This window comes from Pseudomonas sp. PDM02 (assembly GCF_014852285.1).
In the GTDB taxonomy this organism is placed as follows: Bacteria; Pseudomonadota; Gammaproteobacteria; order Pseudomonadales; family Pseudomonadaceae; genus Aquipseudomonas; species Aquipseudomonas migulae.
Map to the genome: position 1 here is coordinate 598,307 of NZ_JACVBL010000001.1, position 18,969 is coordinate 617,275.

General features: G+C 57.5%; 18 protein-coding genes and 1 tRNA gene. 12 read left to right on the plus strand and 7 right to left on the minus strand.

Annotated elements, in window-relative coordinates; genetic code table 11:
- Positions 1-13 precede the first annotated feature (13 nt).
- Entirely contained in the window at positions 14-2,416 is a 2,403-nt protein-coding gene (locus IB245_RS02670) for a TonB-dependent receptor (protein WP_192226370.1), read from the plus strand.
- Between the two features lie 53 nt (positions 2,417-2,469).
- Here IB245_RS02670 and IB245_RS02675 read toward each other — a convergent pair whose 3' ends face one another.
- Positions 2,470-3,753, minus strand: a complete 1,284-nt coding sequence (locus IB245_RS02675) for an NAD(P)/FAD-dependent oxidoreductase (protein ID WP_192226372.1) — start codon at positions 3,751-3,753, stop codon at positions 2,470-2,472.
- Between the two features lie 183 nt (positions 3,754-3,936).
- On the opposite strand from IB245_RS02675, the gene IB245_RS02680 reads away from it, so the two are divergent.
- Positions 3,937-4,013 (plus strand) — tRNA-Val (locus IB245_RS02680).
- A 543-nt stretch (positions 4,014-4,556) separates the two neighbouring features.
- Here IB245_RS02680 and IB245_RS02685 read toward each other — a convergent pair.
- Both IB245_RS02685 and IB245_RS02690 read right to left on the minus strand, forming a co-directional pair.
- Positions 4,557-5,579, minus strand: a complete 1,023-nt coding sequence (locus IB245_RS02685) for an acyltransferase family protein (RefSeq protein WP_192226374.1) — start codon at positions 5,577-5,579, stop codon at positions 4,557-4,559.
- A gap of 430 nt (positions 5,580-6,009) precedes the next feature.
- Entirely contained in the window at positions 6,010-6,957 is a 948-nt protein-coding gene (locus IB245_RS02690; protein WP_192226376.1) for an SGNH/GDSL hydrolase family protein, read from the minus strand.
- Between the two features lie 239 nt (positions 6,958-7,196).
- On the opposite strand from IB245_RS02690, the gene IB245_RS02695 reads away from it, so the two are divergent.
- Positions 7,197-7,652, plus strand: a complete 456-nt coding sequence (locus tag IB245_RS02695; RefSeq protein WP_192226585.1) for a DUF2214 family protein — start codon at positions 7,197-7,199, stop codon at positions 7,650-7,652.
- Positions 7,653-7,834: 182 nt separating this feature from the next.
- Here the strand turns inward: IB245_RS02695 and csrA are convergent, their stop codons facing one another.
- Positions 7,835-8,026: a carbon storage regulator CsrA gene (gene csrA / locus IB245_RS02700; RefSeq protein WP_008028241.1), complete on the minus strand. Its 192-nt coding sequence runs from the start codon at positions 8,024-8,026 to the stop codon at positions 7,835-7,837.
- Positions 8,027-8,276: 250 nt separating this feature from the next.
- Between csrA and IB245_RS02705 the strand changes: the two genes are divergently transcribed.
- Complete coding sequence (locus tag IB245_RS02705) at positions 8,277-8,642, plus strand: SPOR domain-containing protein (protein ID WP_192226378.1); 366 nt, start codon at positions 8,277-8,279, stop codon at positions 8,640-8,642.
- A gap of 98 nt (positions 8,643-8,740) precedes the next feature.
- Here IB245_RS02705 and IB245_RS02710 read toward each other — a convergent pair whose 3' ends face one another.
- The 3 genes from IB245_RS02710 to IB245_RS02720 form a co-directional block, all read right to left on the minus strand.
- Complete coding sequence (locus tag IB245_RS02710) at positions 8,741-9,430, minus strand: endonuclease (RefSeq protein WP_008028239.1); 690 nt, start codon at positions 9,428-9,430, stop codon at positions 8,741-8,743.
- Positions 9,431-9,434: 4 nt separating this feature from the next.
- Positions 9,435-9,725, minus strand: coding sequence for a DUF1654 domain-containing protein (locus tag IB245_RS02715; RefSeq protein ID WP_008037577.1), 291 nt, complete (start codon positions 9,723-9,725; stop codon positions 9,435-9,437).
- Positions 9,726-9,882: 157 nt separating this feature from the next.
- The gene (locus IB245_RS02720) at positions 9,883-10,971 is read right to left on the minus strand and encodes an asparaginase (protein WP_008037575.1); all 1,089 of its coding nucleotides are present in this window, start codon (positions 10,969-10,971) and stop codon (positions 9,883-9,885) included.
- Positions 10,972-11,323: 352 nt separating this feature from the next.
- Between IB245_RS02720 and IB245_RS02725 the strand changes: the two genes are divergently transcribed.
- From IB245_RS02725 to IB245_RS02760, 8 genes are all read left to right on the plus strand, one after another.
- Positions 11,324-11,782 carry a hypothetical protein gene (locus IB245_RS02725; protein WP_008037574.1) on the plus strand — a complete coding sequence of 153 codons (459 nt, stop codon included), beginning with the start codon at positions 11,324-11,326 and terminating at the stop codon, positions 11,780-11,782.
- Between the two features lie 186 nt (positions 11,783-11,968).
- Complete coding sequence (locus IB245_RS02730) at positions 11,969-12,922, plus strand: sugar ABC transporter substrate-binding protein (RefSeq protein WP_008028234.1); 954 nt, start codon at positions 11,969-11,971, stop codon at positions 12,920-12,922.
- Between the two features lie 56 nt (positions 12,923-12,978).
- Positions 12,979-14,532, plus strand: a complete 1,554-nt coding sequence (locus IB245_RS02735) for a sugar ABC transporter ATP-binding protein (protein ID WP_008037573.1) — start codon at positions 12,979-12,981, stop codon at positions 14,530-14,532.
- Positions 14,529-15,506, plus strand: coding sequence for an ABC transporter permease (locus IB245_RS02740; protein ID WP_008037572.1), 978 nt, complete (start codon positions 14,529-14,531; stop codon positions 15,504-15,506). Before IB245_RS02735 ends, IB245_RS02740 begins: the two co-directional genes overlap by 4 nt.
- Before the next feature lie 3 nt (positions 15,507-15,509).
- Entirely contained in the window at positions 15,510-16,529 is a 1,020-nt protein-coding gene (locus IB245_RS02745) for a LacI family DNA-binding transcriptional regulator (protein WP_192226380.1), read from the plus strand.
- Between the two features lie 41 nt (positions 16,530-16,570).
- Entirely contained in the window at positions 16,571-17,488 is a 918-nt protein-coding gene (gene rbsK, locus IB245_RS02750; protein WP_192226382.1) for a ribokinase, read from the plus strand.
- Complete coding sequence (gene rbsD, locus IB245_RS02755; protein WP_192226384.1) at positions 17,485-17,889, plus strand: D-ribose pyranase; 405 nt, start codon at positions 17,485-17,487, stop codon at positions 17,887-17,889. Before rbsK ends, rbsD begins: the two co-directional genes overlap by 4 nt.
- Before the next feature lie 43 nt (positions 17,890-17,932).
- Complete coding sequence (locus IB245_RS02760) at positions 17,933-18,961, plus strand: nucleoside hydrolase (protein ID WP_192226386.1); 1,029 nt, start codon at positions 17,933-17,935, stop codon at positions 18,959-18,961.
- The last annotated feature ends 8 nt before the right edge of the window (positions 18,962-18,969 follow it).

Sequence of the window (18,969 nt, forward strand, 5' to 3'; positions counted from 1 at the left end):
GAGAGCAAATTCAATGCCTGCACCTTGTTATCCGCGTCTGCGTCCGTTGTTGCACCTGAGCCTGTTGTTGGGCCTGAGTGCCAGTCCATTGTTCATAACCGCAAGCTGGGCCGAAGATACTGCCCGACGCAATTATCAGGTGCCTGCCGGCAGCCTGAGTGATGCGCTGACCCGTTTCGCCGGGTTGTCCGGGGTCAATCTCTCGGTTGACCCGGCGCTGGTCAGCGGTCGCAACAGTACCGGCCTGTCTGGCGATTACGCGGTCGAGGAGGGCTTTGCGCGACTGTTGCAGGGTTCCGGTCTGCAGTTGCAAGCGGTGGGCGAGCAGGCGTACATCCTGACCCCGGCGCCAGAAGGCAGCAGCCTGCAACTGGCCCCGACCTCGATTCTTGGTGCCACCGGCGGGGCGGACGGCGAGGTGTATGCTGGCGGTCAGGTTGCGCGTCGCGGCTCGCAAGGTTTGCTGGGCTCGAAAGACTTCATGGAAACGCCGTTCAGCATGACCACCTACACCAGCGAGGCGGTCAAGAACTTGCAGGCGCGTACCCTGGGCGAGCTGATCGCCAGCGATCCTTCCGTTCGCGCCACCAACCCGGCCGGTGGGCGCTATGAGCAATTCACCATTCGCGGGTTCAGCCTGTTCAACAGTGATGTCGCCTACAACGGCCTCTACGGCGTTTTGCCGACCTATACGATCGACATGGAGATGGCCGACCGCGTCGACATTCTCAAAGGCCCGAGCCAGCTCATCAACGGCATCTCGCCGCGAGGTGCCGTGGGTGGTGGGATCAACGTGGTGCCCAAACGCGCGACCGACAAGCCGATCACTTCGTTTACCGGCAACTACGCGTCTGACAGCCAGACCGGCGGTGCCGTGGATATCGGCAGGCGCTTTGGTGAAGACAACAAGTTCGGCATTCGTTTCAACGGCGTAAAACAGTCCGGCGATACTGAATGGGATCACCAGAATGTCGACCGCGAGATGGCCGTACTGGGGCTGGATTTTCGCGGTGAGCGTCTGCGACTTTCGACCGACCTGGGGCGCACCGAGCGCGATACCGACGCCCCGCAGGAGCGCGTGCAAGTCGGCGCCACCGCACAGGTTCCGCATGCCAGCGATGTCCGCCACAACTATGCGCAGCCCTGGAGCAAGGCGAGTACCAACGACACGTTCGGCACGGTGAACGGTGAGTTCGATGTCAGCGATAACGTGATGCTGTACGGCGGTGTGGGCGCGCGCGAAAGCAATCATGACTTCCTCCGTCATGCTGTTGCGGTCACCAATAACCGGGGCGACTTTAGCGTTCAACCCCGTGACTTCACCCGAGACGAAAGTGTCCGGACGGCTACCGCCGGGGTGCGCAACTGGTTCCATACCGGGCCCGTGAGTCACGAGGTCAACCTGGCGGCCAGCTACTTCTACATGGACTTCGAAAATGGCGGCGCCCGTTATGCCACGGCCAACAGCAACCTCTATAGCCCGGTGGTAACACCGACACCTGTCAGGCCCACTCGACTCGATTCGAAGGTCTACACCGAGAACCGCTTCAGCGGTCTGGCGCTGTCCGACACGCTGGGGTTCTTCGATGATCGCCTGTTGCTGACCCTCGGCGCCCGCTGGCAGCGGGTGAAGGTTGATGACTGGACTGACAATGTCAAAGGCGACACGGCCTACGATGAAGAAAAGGTTTCGCCGTCGGGCGGCGTCCTGTTCAAGTCTACCGACAAGCTGTCGCTGTACGCCAACTACATGGAAGGCTTGAGCCAGGGCAAGATCGCACCATCGACTTCGGTGAACGAGGACGAAATCTTCCCGCCGTTCATCAGCCGCCAGGTCGAGGTCGGCGCCAAATATGACGCAGGTGCGTTTGCCGTCACCGCCGCGGTGTTCCGGATCAAGCAGCCGGCCTATGAAACCAACGCCACGACCCGCGTCTTCGGTCCGAACGGCAAGCGCCAAAACGAAGGTGTGGAACTGAGTGTGTTCGGTGAGCCGCTCAAGGGTTTCCGTCTGCTCGGCGGTGTCATGTACATCGACAGCGAGTTGACTGATACCGCCAACGGCACCTTCGACGGTAACCGTGCGCCAGCGACGCCGGAATACAACGTCAACCTCGGCGCCGAGTGGGATGTGCCGACCTTGCAGGGGCTGACGCTGACCAGTCGCGGCATCTATTCCAGCTCGCAGTATCTGGACCAGTCCAACGTCAAGGAAATCGATTCGTGGGAGCGTTTTGATGTAGGCGCCCGCTACGCGTTCAAGGTCGAGGAAAAGAACATCACCTTGCGCGCCAACATCGAGAACGTGGCGGGCAAGCGTTACTGGAGTTCGGCCGGTGCTTCGGATGACAGCGAGCCGGGATTGACGCTGTCGACGCCGCGCACGTACCTGCTTTCGGCGACTGTCGATTTCTGAATCGAACCTGTGGGAGCGAGCACGCTCGCTCCCACAAAGTAGTGCGGTGTTGCTCAGTAGCCGAACTTGTCTCGCAATCCGTAGTACCAGGCGCCCAGCGCCGCAAACGGTGTGCGCAGCAATTGCCCGCCCGGGAAAGGGTAGTGCGGCAAGTCGGCAAACGCGTCAAAACGCTCAGCCTGACCGCGCAACGCTTCGGCCAACACTTTGCCCGCCAGGTGCGTGTACGTCACGCCGTGACCACTGCAACCCTGGGAGTAGTAGATGTTGTCGCCCAAGCGTCCGACCTGCGGAAGACGCGACAGGGTCAGCAGGAAATTGCCGGTCCAGGCGTAATCAATCTTCACGTCCTTGAGCTGCGGGAAAGCCTTGAGCATCTTCGGTCGGATGATCGCTTCAATATTCGCCGGGTCCCGCGCGCCGTACACCACGCCACCGCCGAAAACCAGGCGCTTGTCGCCGGTCAGACGGTAATAGTCGAGCAGGTAGTTGCAGTCTTCGACACAGTAATCCTGCGGCAACAGGCTCTTGGCCAACGCTTCGCCCAATGGCTCGGTGGTAATCACCTGCGTTCCACACGGCATCGACTTGGCTGCCAATTCCGGCACCAGATTACCGAGGTACGCGTTGCCCGCCACGATGATGAACCTGGCCCTGACCCTGCCTTGAGGCGTGTGCACTATCGGGGTTGCGCCGCGCTCGATGCGCACCGCCGGCGACTGCTCATAGATAGTGCCGCCCAACGACTCGACCGCCGCGGCTTCGCCGAGTACCAGGTTCAGCGGATGAATGTGCCCGCCGCTCATGTCGAGCATGCCGCCAACGTATTGCTCGCAGTTCACTACTTCACGAATGCGGCGTTGATCCAGCAGCTCAAGCTGCGTGTGACCAAAACGCTCCCACAGACGCTTTTGCGATTCCAGATGGCCCATCTGCTTGCCGGTGAGCGCGGCGAACACACCGCCGTCCTTCAGGTCGCACTGAATATTATATTTGGCGACCCGCTCACGAATGATCCGCCCACCCTCGAACGCCATCTGCCCCAACAACTGCGCCTGCTTGGGGCCAACGCTGCGCTCGATCACATCGATGTCGCGGCTATAACTGTTAACGATCTGGCCACCGTTACGACCCGATGCGCCGAAACCCACCTTGGCGGCTTCCAGCACCGTGACCTTGAAACCGTTTTCCAACAGAAACAGGGCAGAGGACAGACCTGTGTAACCGGCACCGATCACACAGACATCAGTCTCTACATCACCCTGCAAGGCCGGGCGCGGCGGAACCGCATTGGCCGATGCGGCGTAGTAGGACTCTGGGTAGGGTGTGTTCGCCATCCTGCTGCCTCTGTTTAATATATTTTACGAGTGCATCGATCCTACCCGAGTTAAAAATCGACCGCCAGCCACCGCAAAATCTTCCTTGCAGCCGCGAAATTAAATATTTTGCATATTCATAGGGTTAGCTCGAAAAAAGGTGTTGACACCCCTCCGGAATTCCGTAGAATGCCGCCTCACAGCAGGCACGTAGCTCAGTTGGTTAGAGCACCACCTTGACATGGTGGGGGTCGTTGGTTCGAGTCCAATCGCGCCTACCAAACAAAATCCGCTCTGCTGGGCGGTCTAGAAGGGCTCACCGAAAGGTGGGCCATTTTTTGTTGTCTGCGATTTGAAAAACTCCCAGCTCAGAACGCCAATTCGGCACTTGCCTCCAGGTACTCGATCTTCTTTTCGTCGTGCCCCTCCTGATAGTGCTTCGTCATCCTCTCGTTCGCATGCCCCATCAACGCCTGAATGTACTCCTGTGGGAAGCTTGCTGCTCGTACAGCCATCTGAAGTGCGGATCTCGTGAAAAGAGGGGAGGCTCGCCGGCTGGCATATGGTCGTAGGCGCGCGCTGCATCCGGGGCCTTGCTGAGCTCCTTGGTCAGGTAGTGCGGGGTTGCCGACGCCCGGTGGTCCTTTGCGTCGATCTGTTCTCGGCGCCGCGCCTTGGGCTTGTAGTGGATCAGGCGTGGCGGCACCAGTGGCGACCGCTCCGTGAGCTGGAGCAGGCCAGGCAGCCTCTGAGGCTGGAGGGGAGGGGAGGCACACATTTTTCAGGGGTGTGCCTTGGCCGGAGATTGGTATGGATTCCTGTGGCTACGTTGGACTTGTAGCCTGTCTGGCGCTTTCCAATACCCTTTTTTTAGTAAGCTTCGAAATCGGCAACTCGATGAAGGCAAAGCTCCACCAAGAAAACAACATAATCAAAGAGCAAGTAATTATTAGTGTAAGCGTCAGGTTTAAATCAAAGTGATTTTTTGCGCTCAGCATGTACCAAATCACTATCGGATGGATGAGGTATGTGGAGTACGAAAAATCACCTAATTTCGTAAGTATTGAAAGTTTAGGAAGAAATCTTTCTTGCGATATGATCGCGATCACGATTATTGCGCTCGGAATCCCAAGCCGCATTGGGTCATGAGTGTCGGTGTCTGGCATTAATGCTACTGCTGCAATCGATATTGCTACCAGAGGAATGGCAGCCATCGGGTTGATTCGTTTAAGTAACCCAAGCTGGTAAATGATGGATATCATTATCCCCAGCAAGAATTCATATACTATTGGGGCCCCGTAGAATAAGAACGATCCACCCATTTTTGGCAATATGTAAGTCGATATGATAACCCCGAAAAATATCGCAGGAGCTAGAAGAGCGCGGGGCAGGAAAAGAGATAAAAAGAATATCGCATAAAAAAGCACTTCGTAATTTAGCGTCCATCCTACTGTGAGGATCGGATATATTCCTATGCCAGACGGATTTGGGGTGGGAATGAAAAAAAGACTTTTTAGCAGGGATATGCTATCGACGCCCAATAAGGGCATTATGGATGGAGCCCAGTAAATCGTCGCAGCGGTAATAAGGGTGAAAATCCAGTATGCCGGTACTATTCGAGCGGCTCTTTGTATGAAAAATTCTCCAGGTGTCAACGGTCTCTGGGAGGCAGAAGTAAAAATGACAAAGCCACTGATTACGAAAAAAATATCAACCCCGATAGATCCGTATAGCGCGATGATATTTGATACTTCATTACTTTTTCCATAACCGAAAATCTGAATGTAGTGGTGGAATACTACAATCCATGCGGCGAGAGCTCTAAGAATCTGAACTGAATTTAGCATTACGATTTCATTCGAAAAAATTGAGTATACCGATAAGCGATCAAGTCCGCCTCTTCTCTGGTGGTCCCCCACGCTCAATCGTCTGCTGCGGACGCCTGGGCTGCTGGAACAGACCGAGTGGGCGGCGAAGTCGGCGGCGTGGTTCTGGAATTCGAGAAGCCGGAACGTGCCGGCCGATGCCGGAATTTGAGGCGCAGCGGCGAACGAAGCCGGGGAGCGCGAAAAAGGAACAATCCCTCAACAGTCAATCAACAAAGCGATTCAAGATGGTGTCTAGTCCTGAATAAGGTTTACACCTGTTTCAGGGCTGGACACTGCGATTTGCAAAGCCCTCGCCGCGCTACATCATCAGGTCGGCTCTAGCCTTCATGTAAGCCGTGGGCTTACATTTGTCGGAAGACCAAAAGCCAGGACCTGGAGCCGCCGATGGTTACTGAGCGACTTGATTAAAAGTTTTTCGGATGTCGGTGCCGAGTATTTCGGTGATCTTTTGATAGCCTTCAAAGTTCGGATGGACTGCGTTATCCCAGAAATAGCTTTGGCTGTTTGGAAGCTTCCTGAACTCGGAGCCCAAGTCGATTATTTTGCAGTCGCATCCCTCGCCATTCCACGCAAGTAACAATCTGTTCACTTCTTCATTGTGTGCATCATGTTCGTCAAGCCGAGGAAGCAGGGTAGAGATGATGACCTGTCCGCCTTTTTCGTTCAGTGCCTTCGCAATCTCTTTCAGGTTTTCAATCGTTTTCGGTGGCGCCCAAAAATTCCAATCGTTTGTTCCTGCAAGCACAAAGTAATAATCGGATGGTTTGATTTTGTCCAGGCGGTCAATGACTTGCTGGGTATTGTTGCCCCCTTCACCGGCATGTCCATAACCAACCACATCGGTGTGAGGCCCTACAAACTGCACTCCAGGCAACTCTGGGGCGAGTAGGCAACGGAAATAACGGCCGTAGCTCCACCAGGTAATCGAGTCGCCTACCATCGTCAGGGTTTTAGCGTTTTTCACGGGTTCTGTTTTAAGGGCGTAAAACTCGTAGATCCCGGTTTTTTTCGGAGCTTTTCCGGATTCCCACTCAACGTTCCCGACATAAGAAACTCCGTCAATCAGGAAGGCCTCACCCACACGGAATCTCGCAGATGATTTGCCGGAATCCATTTCATAAAGAGTGTCAAAGTCGAACACTGCATTCTTGCCAGTGATGTCGCCGGTCTCCGGCGAGAATTTGATCGCGTCGGATTTCAGCCTTTTCGTCTCAAAAGACCCAATCAGGGTTTTCCCGACGATGGTCGTGGGTTGCATCTCGCAGGCTGCTTGCGCTGTAGAGGCGCACAGCATGAGGAAAAATATTATTTTGCGCATTGGAGCGATCAGATTCATGCCGAATGATGAGCGGGAGTCTACAAGGAGAATGATCGGGTGTCTGTCACATGGCCATCATTGCAAACAAGCGCAGCGCCGGCCTGAGTGAGGATCTTCTTTGCACCTGCTTGCAGCTCGCGAATGACTTTGTTTTCTGTTCTTCGTTTGCGTCTCCCGCGTGGGGGAGGGGGCAATCCCCGATTTTATGGGCTACTACTGACAGGCTGATCCAACTCAAACCTGACTGGAGTATCTCGATGCTTGCCCACTGGTTTTTTGCGGCGATTCATCTCTTGGCTTACGCCCTGGGTTTCTGGGCCGTACTGACCCGCGGCAGCGCTTTTCGGCGGTTGGCCGCGGGGCTGGGTGAGGCGCGCAGCGTCTTGATTGCAGATAATCTGTGGGGCATTTCAGCGGTCATTCTGCTGGTCACCGGTGGGATGCGAGCCTTTGCCGGGTACGAAAAGGGCACTGACTACTATCTTCACCAGCCATTGTTTCATCTGAAGATGACACTTTTCGTACTGATTCTGCTACTTGAAATCGCGCCGATGATCACCCTGATCAAATGGCGGATTGCGCAGGCGCGTGGCGCAGCCATTGATGCCAGTCGTGCGAAGCTGTTCGCGCGGATCAGTCATATCGAAGCGCTGCTGGTGATGTTGATGGTCGTGGCGGCCACGGGCATGGCGCGGGGAGTGACGTTTGGCTAGCCGGGTACGAATGCATACTTCCCCAGGCTTAATCCGAAACGTCCGACAGCCATGACGTGAGACATGCCGGTAGTATCGGCTTCACGTTCGGGGGTGGGGGATGCAGGAGTGATCGCTGTGCGTGAATCTTTAGCCAGCCGTGGTTCGGGGACGAACAGGCTGGCTACTGACTGCAGCAGGATTCAGGATTGCGGCTTGTCCGGGGCGGTCAGGCCTGCCTGAATGCGCTGATAGATTTCTTCGCGGTGTACCGCAACGTCTTTCGGGGCGTTGATGCCAATTCTGACTTGCTGGCCGCTTACGCCCAGAATGGTGATCGTAATGTCATCGCCAATATTTATGCTTTCACCGACTTTGCGGGTGAGTATCAGCATGGTCTTCTCCTTGATTGCTTTGTAGGGCACCTGATTCGGACAGTGCAGAGGTCGGTGGTATCTATAGATTAGTGCGAAGTTTCACGGTTTGGGTGCCTCTTTCTGACGCGCAGATGCTGCATTGATTCCCAAGGCGTAACTATACAGAGGCCGCGTCCATGATTCTCGTTGTTTTGCGCCCATTTTGCGGCACTCGAGAAGTATTCATGGGTGTTAAAATCTCCGCTTTCAGCATTCAGAGGGAAGCGTTGTGCGCAAAATGGCTTTGGTAATCGCAGTACTGGCATTGGCGGGATGCGGTGAGGATAAGCGCGCTGATGCGCCAAAGCCGCAGCCAGCCGTGGCGGCAGCGCCAACGGCGGTATCTGCGCCGCAGTGGGATCTGGAAGTGCGAGGTGAAATAACCCAGGCTGTCAGCGACCTGAGTGGCTGGCTGATCGAGCACAGTTTCGTTTCCAGCGTGGTCAAGGAAAATGGCAAGACCCGCATCCTGATGGGGCCATTCAATTCCAAAGCCGAAGCTGAAGCCAAGCAGGAAGAAGTGCGTGCGGCGCTGACCCGGGCGAAAAAACAGAACATCGAACTGCTGGTCATCGAGCATCCGGTGACTCAGTAAGGCGTCATCGGTCGCCCAAGCGCCTAGGCGCCCACACGATTGAAAACGAAAAAGGCCTGGGGCATTCAACCCCAGGCCTTTTTGTTTTCAACAAGCGCTTAACCGCACGCTTTCATGTCCACCGGCCCGACAAACTCGTTGCCGCGCCCCATCACGCACGCCACGCTCTGATTGCGCTGACGTTCCCAGGCTTGTACCGGATAGGTTTTGTTCCATGCTTCGTACAGTTGCCGATCCTGTTTCGACAGGCGCAAACCGTACTGCTTGCTCATGTAAAAGTACGTCCGGGCGATCATTCCGCGAATGGAAGGGCGGGGCATGACCTTTTTGGCCTTGAAGTCGACCTGGGTCAGGCATGAACCGTATTGACCCGATTGCTCCGGCAACCAGCCAAAACTGAAATTGCTGCGATCACCATTCACTTCGCCGATGCTCGGCACCAGATTATGCAAGTCAGCCTCGGCCTTCTGGTAAGTCGGGTCGTAGCGCGTGCAGTTCTTGCGTCCGCCTTCCTGCCAGCACTGACGCTGATGGCCGATCTGCCAGGCGGGGACGATGTGTTCCCACTCGATGCGTGAAGCGCGCTTGGCATTTTTGCGTGGCACATAACCGCAGGCCGACAGGTCCACCTTGTTGCCGGTGTATTTACAGCCGCAATAGAACTCGGTGGATTGCGGGGCGTACAGCTTCCAGGCGACTTTCTTGGCTTCGTTGAAGGTGCGCGGGGCGTCAGCTTGCGCGCCCATCGCGAAGAGCAAAAACAGCAAAGCAAAAAAACGGACACTCATTGACTCAATCTTCCTTCGGCACAACCCAGAAAATCTGCACACCGCCATCGTCGCGGTAGGCGAGGGTGACGTTGTCGTTTTCGTCGATTTCTTCGAGTAGTTGCTCCCACTCATCCACTGGCTCGTCCGGAAGTCGGAAGATCAGGGCCGCCTTGGCTTTCTGGGCGGTGGGGGAGTTGATGATTTTCTGAACGCGCATACCCATGCGTACATAGGCATCAGGAGAGGCAGAGGTGGTGGCCACGGAATTGTCCTTATTAAGCTGTACGTGCATACAGTATTTAACTGTAGGCATTTTCGCAACTGCTTAAAATTCAAGAAAATCCTCTGACAGCAGTTTTTCCCGATTGGTGTAGGACGAAGGAGATTTTTTTATCAGATAGGAGGCCACTCGCCGCAGTGGGCGAGTGGTGAAAGCGGTGCCCGACCGGAACCGGTCGGGCGAGGGCGAATCAGTATTCCCAGAACATCCGTTGCAGCTCTTTGCTGTCGTTGGTCTTGGTCAGCGCGACCATGGCCAGGATGCGAGCCTTCTGTGGGTTCAGGTCATGGGCCACAACCCAGTCGTACTTGTCGTCAGGTTGTTCGGCGTTACGCAATACGAAGCCACCGGCGTTGACGTGGGAGGAGCGAATGATTTGCACGCCATCCTTGCGCAGGGCTTGCAGGGCTGGAACCACGCGCGAAGACACCGAACCGTTGCCGGTGCCCGCGTGGATGATGGCTTTGGCGCCGGATTGAGCCAGCGCTTTGTAGGCGGTATCACTCACGTTGCCGTAGGAATAGGCGATTTCGACGTCAGGCAGGCTCTTGATGTTCTTGATGTCGAACTCCGAGTCCATGGTGTGACGCTTGGCCGGAAGGCGGAACCAGTAGGATTTGCCTTCGACCACCATGCCGAGAGGACCCCAGGCACTTTTAAACGCCTCGGTCTTGATGTTGATCATCTTGCTGACGTCGCGACCCGACTGGATTTCATCGTTCATGGTCACCAGTACGCCTTTGCCGCGCGCGTCTTTGCTGCCGGCTACGGCCACAGCGTTGTACAGGTTCAGCATGCCGTCTGCGGACATCGCGGTGCCTGGGCGCATGGAGCCCACGACGATGATCGGCTTGTCGGTTTTTTCCACCAGGTTCAGGAAGTAGGCAGTTTCTTCCAGGGTGTCGGTGCCGTGGGTGATGACGATGCCATCGACGTCTTTGCTGTCAGCCAGTTCGGCCACGCGGCGACCCAGTTGCAGCAGGTTGTCGTTGGTAATGCTTTCGGAGGCGATCTGCATGACCTGTTCGCCGCGAACATTGGCCAATTGGCTCAGTTCCGGAACGCCGGCGATCAACTGTTCGATGCCGACTTTCGCCGCTTGATACGTCGCGCTGTTGGCGGCGCTGGCGCCCGCGCCGGCAATGGTGCCGCCGGTGGCCAGGATCACCACGTTCGCCAGTTTCTGTTTGGTTTCGACTTCTTTCGCCTGAAGGGCTGTCGGAAGGAGTAGCAGGAGGGCCAAGGCGCCCGGAACAAAAGTCTTGAAAGCAGATGTCATTATTTTTCTCTCTAGTAGTGAGACGGTGCGGATGCAAGTTCATCTAGATGCGCCCCGGACAGATCTGAATGTCTGGGGTGAATGAGAGGGAGCAGGATCTGTACCAGTCATACCTGGAAATAAAAAATAGCTTTAACCCAATGATTTGTATCAATTATTCGGGCTGTGTTGAGCGAGGTTTAAACGTCCTGTTGTCCGGTTTTCCGAATATGTTTGTCATTTGCGTTCGGCTCTCCGAAAAGGGCTACGGCTTCTGTTGAACAGGTCTTCTTGCCAGGCGGCAAATCATTGCTAAAGAAACCCGCGCGCAGGTCGATGCCTCTTTGAAGGATCTTTTTTTTCAGGAGTTCACATGTCGTTTTCGATAGGCTTTCCCAATGCAGGCGCAATCACCATCGGTGGCAAATCCACCGCAACGATCAAAGCCTTGAGCGAATCAACTTCCGAGGCTTCGACACTGGCGTTGGGTACCGAGGAGGAGGGTGGCGCCACCAAGGTCCGGACCGGCGGCGCGGTGATCGAAACGAAAACGGAGAGCGATAGCGAAAGCGGCAGCGACCAAAGCGTCGTGGTGAAGATGTTGCTCAAGCGTATGCAGGAGCTGCAGCAGCAACTGCGTGAACAACAGCAGCAATTGGCGGCGGCTCAAGTGGCGAATTACCCGACACCGGAAGCCAAGACCGATGTCGTCATGTCGATTCAGGGGCAAATTGCCAACACCAGCGGGGCGCTGGCGGAAGTCACAGGCAATCTGGTCAAGGAACTGGCCAAGAGCTCCGGCTCGGGCGGTGTGATCAGCACCACGGCATAAGCGGTTTTGTTACCGCAAGCACAAACCGTGTTTTTCGGCCGTTGACAAATAGCGGCAGGGTTCGCATAGTTCGGTCTACGCAAACGTTTGCGCGGCACTGCCGATGGCTTGTTCCATCGGTTTACGCGGTGAAACTTATGCCAGCGCAAGCGTTGCTCAGAATAATCATAAGATCGGAGTGAACCCATGAAGCTGCCATTTGCTGGACGTCTTCTCGCTGTCGCTATGCTGGCTGCCGCATCCGCCGCGTTGCCTGTCTCCTCGGCCTTCGCCGACACTGAAAAACCCAAAGTCGCACTGGTCATGAAATCTCTGGCCAATGAATTCTTCCTGACCATGGAAGACGGCGCCAAGGCCTACCAGAAAGATCACTCCGCCGATTTCGACCTGATCTCCAACGGCATCAAGGACGAAACGGACACTGCGGGCCAGACACGTATCGTCGAGCAAATGATTCTGGCCAAGGTCAATGCACTGGTGATCGCACCTGCTGACTCGAAGGCCATGGTCCCGGTGATCAAGAAAGCCATCGATGCCGGTATCACCGTGGTCAACATCGATAACCAGCTGGATCCAGCGGTCGTCAAAAGCAAAAACATCAATGTTCCGTTCGTAGGTCCCGACAACCGCAAGGGTGCGCGTCTGGTGGGTGAGTACCTGGCCAAGCAACTGAAGGCCGGTGACGAAGTCGGCATCATCGAAGGTGTGTCCACCACCACCAACGCCCAGGCTCGCACTGCAGGTTTCAAGGATGCGATGGAAGCGGCGCAGATCAAGGTCGTGTCCCTGCAATCCGGTGATTGGGAAATCGATAAAGGCAACAAGGTCGCCGCGTCGATCCTCAGCGAATACCCGCAAGTCAAAGCCCTGTTGGCCGGCAACGACAGCATGGCCGTCGGCGCAGTGTCTGCCGTGCGTGCCGCGGGCAAGGCCGGCAAGGTGCAAGTGGTCGGCTACGACAACATCAACGCCATCAAGCCGATGCTCAAGGATGGCCGTGTCCTGGCCACCGCTGACCAGTTCGCTGCCAGGCAAGCCGTGTTCGGCATCGAGACGGCGCTGAAGATCGTCAAGGGTGAGAAAGTCGACAGCGGCACCAACGGCGTAATCGAAACTCCGGTAGAGCTGGTTACCAAGTAGTCCTTCTGGCGACACAACGGTGCTCGCCCGTCCGGGCGAGCGCATGGAGAGTTTTTATGTCTGTTTGCGCTCCGAACGCTGTCCTCTCGGTCAGCGGTATCGGCAAGACCTACGCGCAGCCTGTCCTCACCGGTATCGACCTGACGCTGATACGCGGCGAAGTGTTGGCGCTGACCGGCGAGAACGGCGCCGGCAAAAGCACGCTGTCGAAGATCATTGGTGGATTGGTCACGCCGACCACCGGCCAGATGCAATTCCAGGGGCAGGATTACCGCCCCGGCAGCCGTACCCAGGCTGAAGACCTGGGCATTCGCATGGTCATGCAGGAACTCAATCTGTTGCCGACCCTGTCGGTGGCGGAAAACCTGTTTCTCGATAACCTGCCCAGCAATGGCGGCTGGATCAGTCGCAAGCAATTGCGCAAGGCCGCGATCGAAGCCATGGCTCAGGTCGGGCTCGATGCAATCGACCCGGACACCCTCGTCGGCGAACTGGGCATCGGTCACCAGCAAATGGTCGAGATCGCCCGCAACCTGATCGGCGATTGCCATGTGCTGATCCTCGACGAACCGACCGCGATGCTGACGGCCCGTGAAGTCGAAATGCTGTTCGAGCAAATCACGCGCCTGCAAGCTCGTGGCGTGTCGATCATCTATATCTCCCATCGCCTCGAAGAGCTGGCGCGGGTGGCTCAGCGCATTGCGGTGTTGCGCGACGGCAATCTGGTTTGTGTCGAGCCGATGGCCAACTACAACAGTGAGCAATTGGTGACCTTGATGGTTGGCCGTGAGCTCGGTGAACACATCGACATGGGGCCGCGCAACATCGGCGCGCCGGCGTTGACGGTCAAGGGGCTGACTCGTTCCGACAAGGTGCGCGACGTCTCCTTTGAAGTGCGCGCCGGGGAAATCTACGGGATCTCCGGCTTGATCGGGGCAGGGCGCACCGAGTTGCTACGCCTGATCTTTGGCGCCGACACAGCGGACAGCGGCACGGTTGCGCTGGGTTCGCCGGCACAGGTCGTGAGCATTCGTTCGCCGGCGGACGCGGTCGGTCATGGCATTGCCCTGATCACCGAAGACCGCAAGGGTGAGGGCTTGCTGCTGACGCAATCGATCAGCGCGAATATTGCCCTGGGTAACATGCCGGAGATTTCCCGCGGGGGTTTTGTCAACAACGGTGACGAGATGTCGTTGGCCCAGCGTCAGATCGACGCCATGCGCATCCGCAGTTCCAGCCCGACGCAATTGGTCTCGGAGCTGTCCGGCGGCAATCAGCAGAAGGTCGTGATCGGCCGTTGGCTGGAACGCGATTGTTCGGTGTTGCTGTTCGATGAGCCGACTCGCGGCATCGACGTCGGCGCCAAATTCGACATCTATGCACTGCTCGGTGAGCTGACTCGTCAGGGCAAGGCGCTGGTGGTGGTGTCCAGCGACCTGCGTGAATTGATGCTGATCTGCGACCGCATCGGCGTGCTGTCGGCGGGGCGCCTGATCGAGACATTCGAGCGCGACAGCTGGACCCAGGATGACTTGCTTGCCGCTGCTTTTGCCGGCTATCAAAAACGTGATGCGCTGCTCAACGAAGCAGCGCCTAGGGATCTTCCATGAAAACTGCAGCATCTGCCGGTAAACGTAGTGGCAATTTTTACGGCCTCGGCACTTATCTGGGCCTGGCCGGTGCCTTGCTGGCGATGGTCGCGCTGTTCTCGGTCCTGAGCAGCCATTTTCTGTCTTACGACACGTTCAGCACCCTGGCCAACCAGATTCCGGACTTGATGGTGCTGGCGGTCGGCATGACGTTCGTGTTGATCATCGGCGGCATCGACCTGTCGGTGGGCTCGGTGCTGGCACTCGCGGCGTCGACGGTCAGCGTGGCGATTCTCGGCTGGGGCTGGAGCGTATTGCCGGCAGCATTGCTCGGTATGGCGGCCGCCGCATTGGCGGGGACGATCACCGGTTCGATCACCGTGGCGTGGCGGATTCCTTCGTTCATCGTCTCCCTCGGCGTGCTGGAAATGGCGCGTGGTGTGGCGTATCAGATGACCGGCTCGCGCACCGCCTATATCGGTGATGCCTTTGCCTGGCTGTCCAACCCGATCGCCTTTGGCATTTCGCCGTCGTTCATCATTGCCTTGCTTATCATCTTCATTGCCCAGGCCGTGTTGACCCGCACGGTGTTCGGGCGCTACCTGATCGGTATCGGCACCAACGAAGAAGCCGTGCGTCTGGCAGGGATCAATCCGAAACCCTACAAGATTCTGGTGTTCAGTCTGATGGGGCTGCTGGCCGGTATCGCCGCGCTGTTCCAGATTTCCCGCCTGGAGGCGGCGGACCCGAATGCCGGCTCCGGCCTGGAGCTGCAAGTGATTGCTGCGGTGGTCATCGGCGGCACCAGCCTGATGGGCGGGCGCGGTTCGGTCATCAGCACGTTTTTCGGGGTGTTGATCATCTCGGTACTGGCGGCCGGTCTGGCGCAGATCGGCGCAACCGAGCCGACCAAACGCATCATCACCGGCGCGGTCATCGTGGTGGCGGTGGTGCTTGATACCTATCGCAGTCAGCGCGCAAGCCGGCGGACCTGAGTCATGGCAACAATCAAGGATGTGGCAGCGCTCGCGGGGATTTCCTACACCACGGTTTCCCATGTGGTGAACAAGACCCGGCCCGTCAGCGAAGAAGTGCGGATCAAGGTCGAAGCGGCAATCAAAAGTCTCGACTACGTGCCCAGCGCCGTGGCCCGGTCATTAAAAGCCAAGACCACCGCGACCATCGGTCTGCTGGTGCCCAACAGTCTCAACCCATACTTCGCCGAACTGGCGCGGGGCATCGAGGATTACTGCGAGCGTAATGGCTATTGCGTGATTCTCTGCAACTCCGATGACAACCCGGACAAGCAACGCAGCTACCTGCGCGTGTTGCTGGAAAAGCGCATTGACGGGCTGATCGTAGCGTCGGCCGGTGGGGACGCCGTGCTGGCAGAAGGTCTGGCGGGCGTGCGCACGCCGATGGTGATTGTCGACCGTGGGCTGGAAGGGGTTGATGCGGACCTGGTGCGCATCGATCACGAGTACGGCGCTTATCTGGCGACCCGCCATCTTCTGGAATTGGGGCATCGGGACATCGCCACCATTGGCGGGCCGGCCAGTACCAGCGTCGCGCAGATGCGTCTGGCAGGTTATTGCCGCGCCTTGAAAGAGGCGGGCGTCGAAGTGCCTCGCGAACGCATGCTGGAAAGCGACTTCACCAGTACCGGCGGTTACAGCGCGGCTGCGATCCTCCTGGAAAAAAATCCTCCCAGCGCCATCTTCGCCGGTAACGACATGATCGGCATCGGCGTGTTGCGCGCCGCCGCCGAGCGCAATATTCGTGTGCCGAGCGAACTGTCGGTGATTGGCTTCGACGATATCCAGATGAGCCGTTATGTCTACCCGGCGCTGACCACCGTGGGGCAGTCGATCCTGCAGCTCGGCGAGATGGCGGCCGAAGTGCTGTTGCGCAGGATCGCCACACCGGCCATGGCCACCGATCAACGGATCGTGACGCCCAGTATTGTCCTGCGCGAATCGACTGCGCCGCTGGCCGGTGTGTTTGCCCACTTCCGTTAAACAGAAAGCACCGTTGAAATTGCATTTATGAGTAGTGATGTATGCCAGCAAAAGTAGTGGTGATAGGCAGCCTGAACATGGACCTGGTGACCCGCGCGTCACGGTTGCCCCGTGGCGGTGAAACGCTGATTGGTGAGTCGTTTGCCACGGTCTCCGGTGGCAAGGGTGCCAATCAGGCGGTTGCTGCGGCGCGACTGGGTGCGCAGGTGTCGATGGTCGGTTGCGTGGGCAGCGACGCCTATGGCGAGGAACTGCGCGGAGCGCTGTTGGCCGACCGTATCGATTGTCAGGCGGTCAGCACTGTCGATGGTGCCAGCGGTGTGGCGTTGATTGTGGTCGATGACAACAGCCAGAACGCGATCGTGATTGTCGCCGGTGCCAATGGTGCACTGACGCCGGCAGTGATTGACCGCTTCGATGCGGTGTTGCAAGCGGCGGATGTGATCATCTGTCAGCTCGAAGTGCCGGATGCCACGGTCGGCCATGCGCTCACGCGCGGTCGTGAACTGGGGAAAACCGTGATTCTCAACCCGGCGCCCGCCAGCCAACCGTTGCCGGCAGACTGGTATGCGGCCATCGACTATCTGATCCCTAACGAGAGCGAGGCCTCGGCCCTTAGCGGTTTGCCGGTGGATTCACTGGAAACCGCCGAAGTCGCAGCGACCCGATTGATCGCCATGGGGGCCGGCAAGGTGATCATCACCCTCGGTGCCCAAGGCTCGCTGTTTGCCAATGGAAGCAGCTTCGAACACTTTCCGGCGCCGAAGGTAAAGGCGGTCGATACCACGGCGGCGGGCGATACCTTTGTCGGCGGTTTTGCTGCCGCACTGGCCGCCGGCAAAAACGAGGCGCAAGCGATCCGTTTCGGTCAGGTCGCTGCGGCGCTGTCAGTGACCCGTGCCGGCGCGCAACCCTCGATCCCCACTTTGTCCGACGTACAGGCCTTTAAAGCACCATGAAAAAAACACCGTTGCTCAACATCGCGCTGTCGCGACTGATTGCTTCCCTGGGGCATGGCGACATGGTCGTGATTGGCGATGCCGGCCTGCCGGTTCCGCCGGGTGTCGAGCTGATCGACCTGGCCTTGACCCACGGCGTTCCGGATTTCATCAGTACGTTGAAGGTTGTGCTCAGCGAAATGCAGGTCGAAAGCCACGTCTTGGCCCAGGAGATTCTGGACAAGCAGCCGTCGGCGCTGGTGACGCTGGATGAGCTGAATGCCGAAGGTTCGCTGGGTCGGCGTGAGCTGCTCAGTCATGACCAATTCAAAGTCCTGAGCCGACAGGCGCGGGCAATTGTTCGTACAGGCGAATGTCAGCCGTACTGCAACGTCGTGCTGGTGGCCGGGGTCACGTTTTGATTCGTTTTCGTCTGTCTGCTTTTCCACGCACAAGGAGTGCGCTATGTACCGCTATGCTCAGAAACTGCACCATCTGCTCCGGAGTCTGCTGCTTTTGTCCCTGATTACCGCAACAAGCGCCCAGGCGGCGGACAAGATCGACTTGATCATCGACACCGACCCGGGTGCCGACGACGTGGTCGCTTTGCTGTTTGCGCTGGCGTCACCAGAAGAACTGAACATCCGCGCGTTGACCACCGTCGCCGGCAACGTGCGCCTGGACAAGACCTCGCGTAATGCGCGGCTGGCCCGCGAGTGGGCGGGGCGCGAGGATGTGCCGGTTTATGCCGGTGCGCCGAAACCGCTGATGCGTACGCCGATTTATGCCGAGAACATTCATGGTAAAGAAGGCCTGTCGGGCGTCACCGTGCATGAGCCAAAGCAAGGTTTGGCAAAGGGTAATGCAGTCAATTACCTGATCGACACCTTGAAAACCGCCAAACCCCACAGCATCACCATCGCTATGCTCGGTCCACAGACCAACCTGGCGCTGGCGCTGATCCAGGAGCCCGAAATCGTTCAGGGCATCAAGGAAGTGGTGATCATGGGTGGCGCCCACTTTAACGGTGGCAACATCACCCCGGTGGCCGAGTTCAACCTGTTCGCCGACCCGCAGGCTGCTGAAGTGGTGCTGAAAAGTGGCGTCAAACTGACCTATCTGCCACTGGACGTGACCCACAAGATCCTCACCAGCGAAGCGCGCCTGAAGCAGATCGCCGCACTGAACAACAATGCCAGCAAGCTGGTGGGCGATATTCTCAACGAGTACGTCAAAGGCGACATGGAGCACTACGGTCTTCCGGGTGGCCCGGTACATGACGCGACGGTCATTGCCTACCTGCTCAAGCCGGAGCTGTTCACCGGCCGTTCGGTCAATGTGGTGGTTGATAGCCGCGAAGGCCCGACCTTCGGTCAAACCATCGTCGACTGGTATGACGGCTTGAAAGCGCCGAAAAACGCTTTCTGGGTCGAAAGCGGTGATGCCCAGGGTTTCTTCGACCTGCTGACCCAGCGTCTGGCTCGTCTGAAGTAAGTTGTACA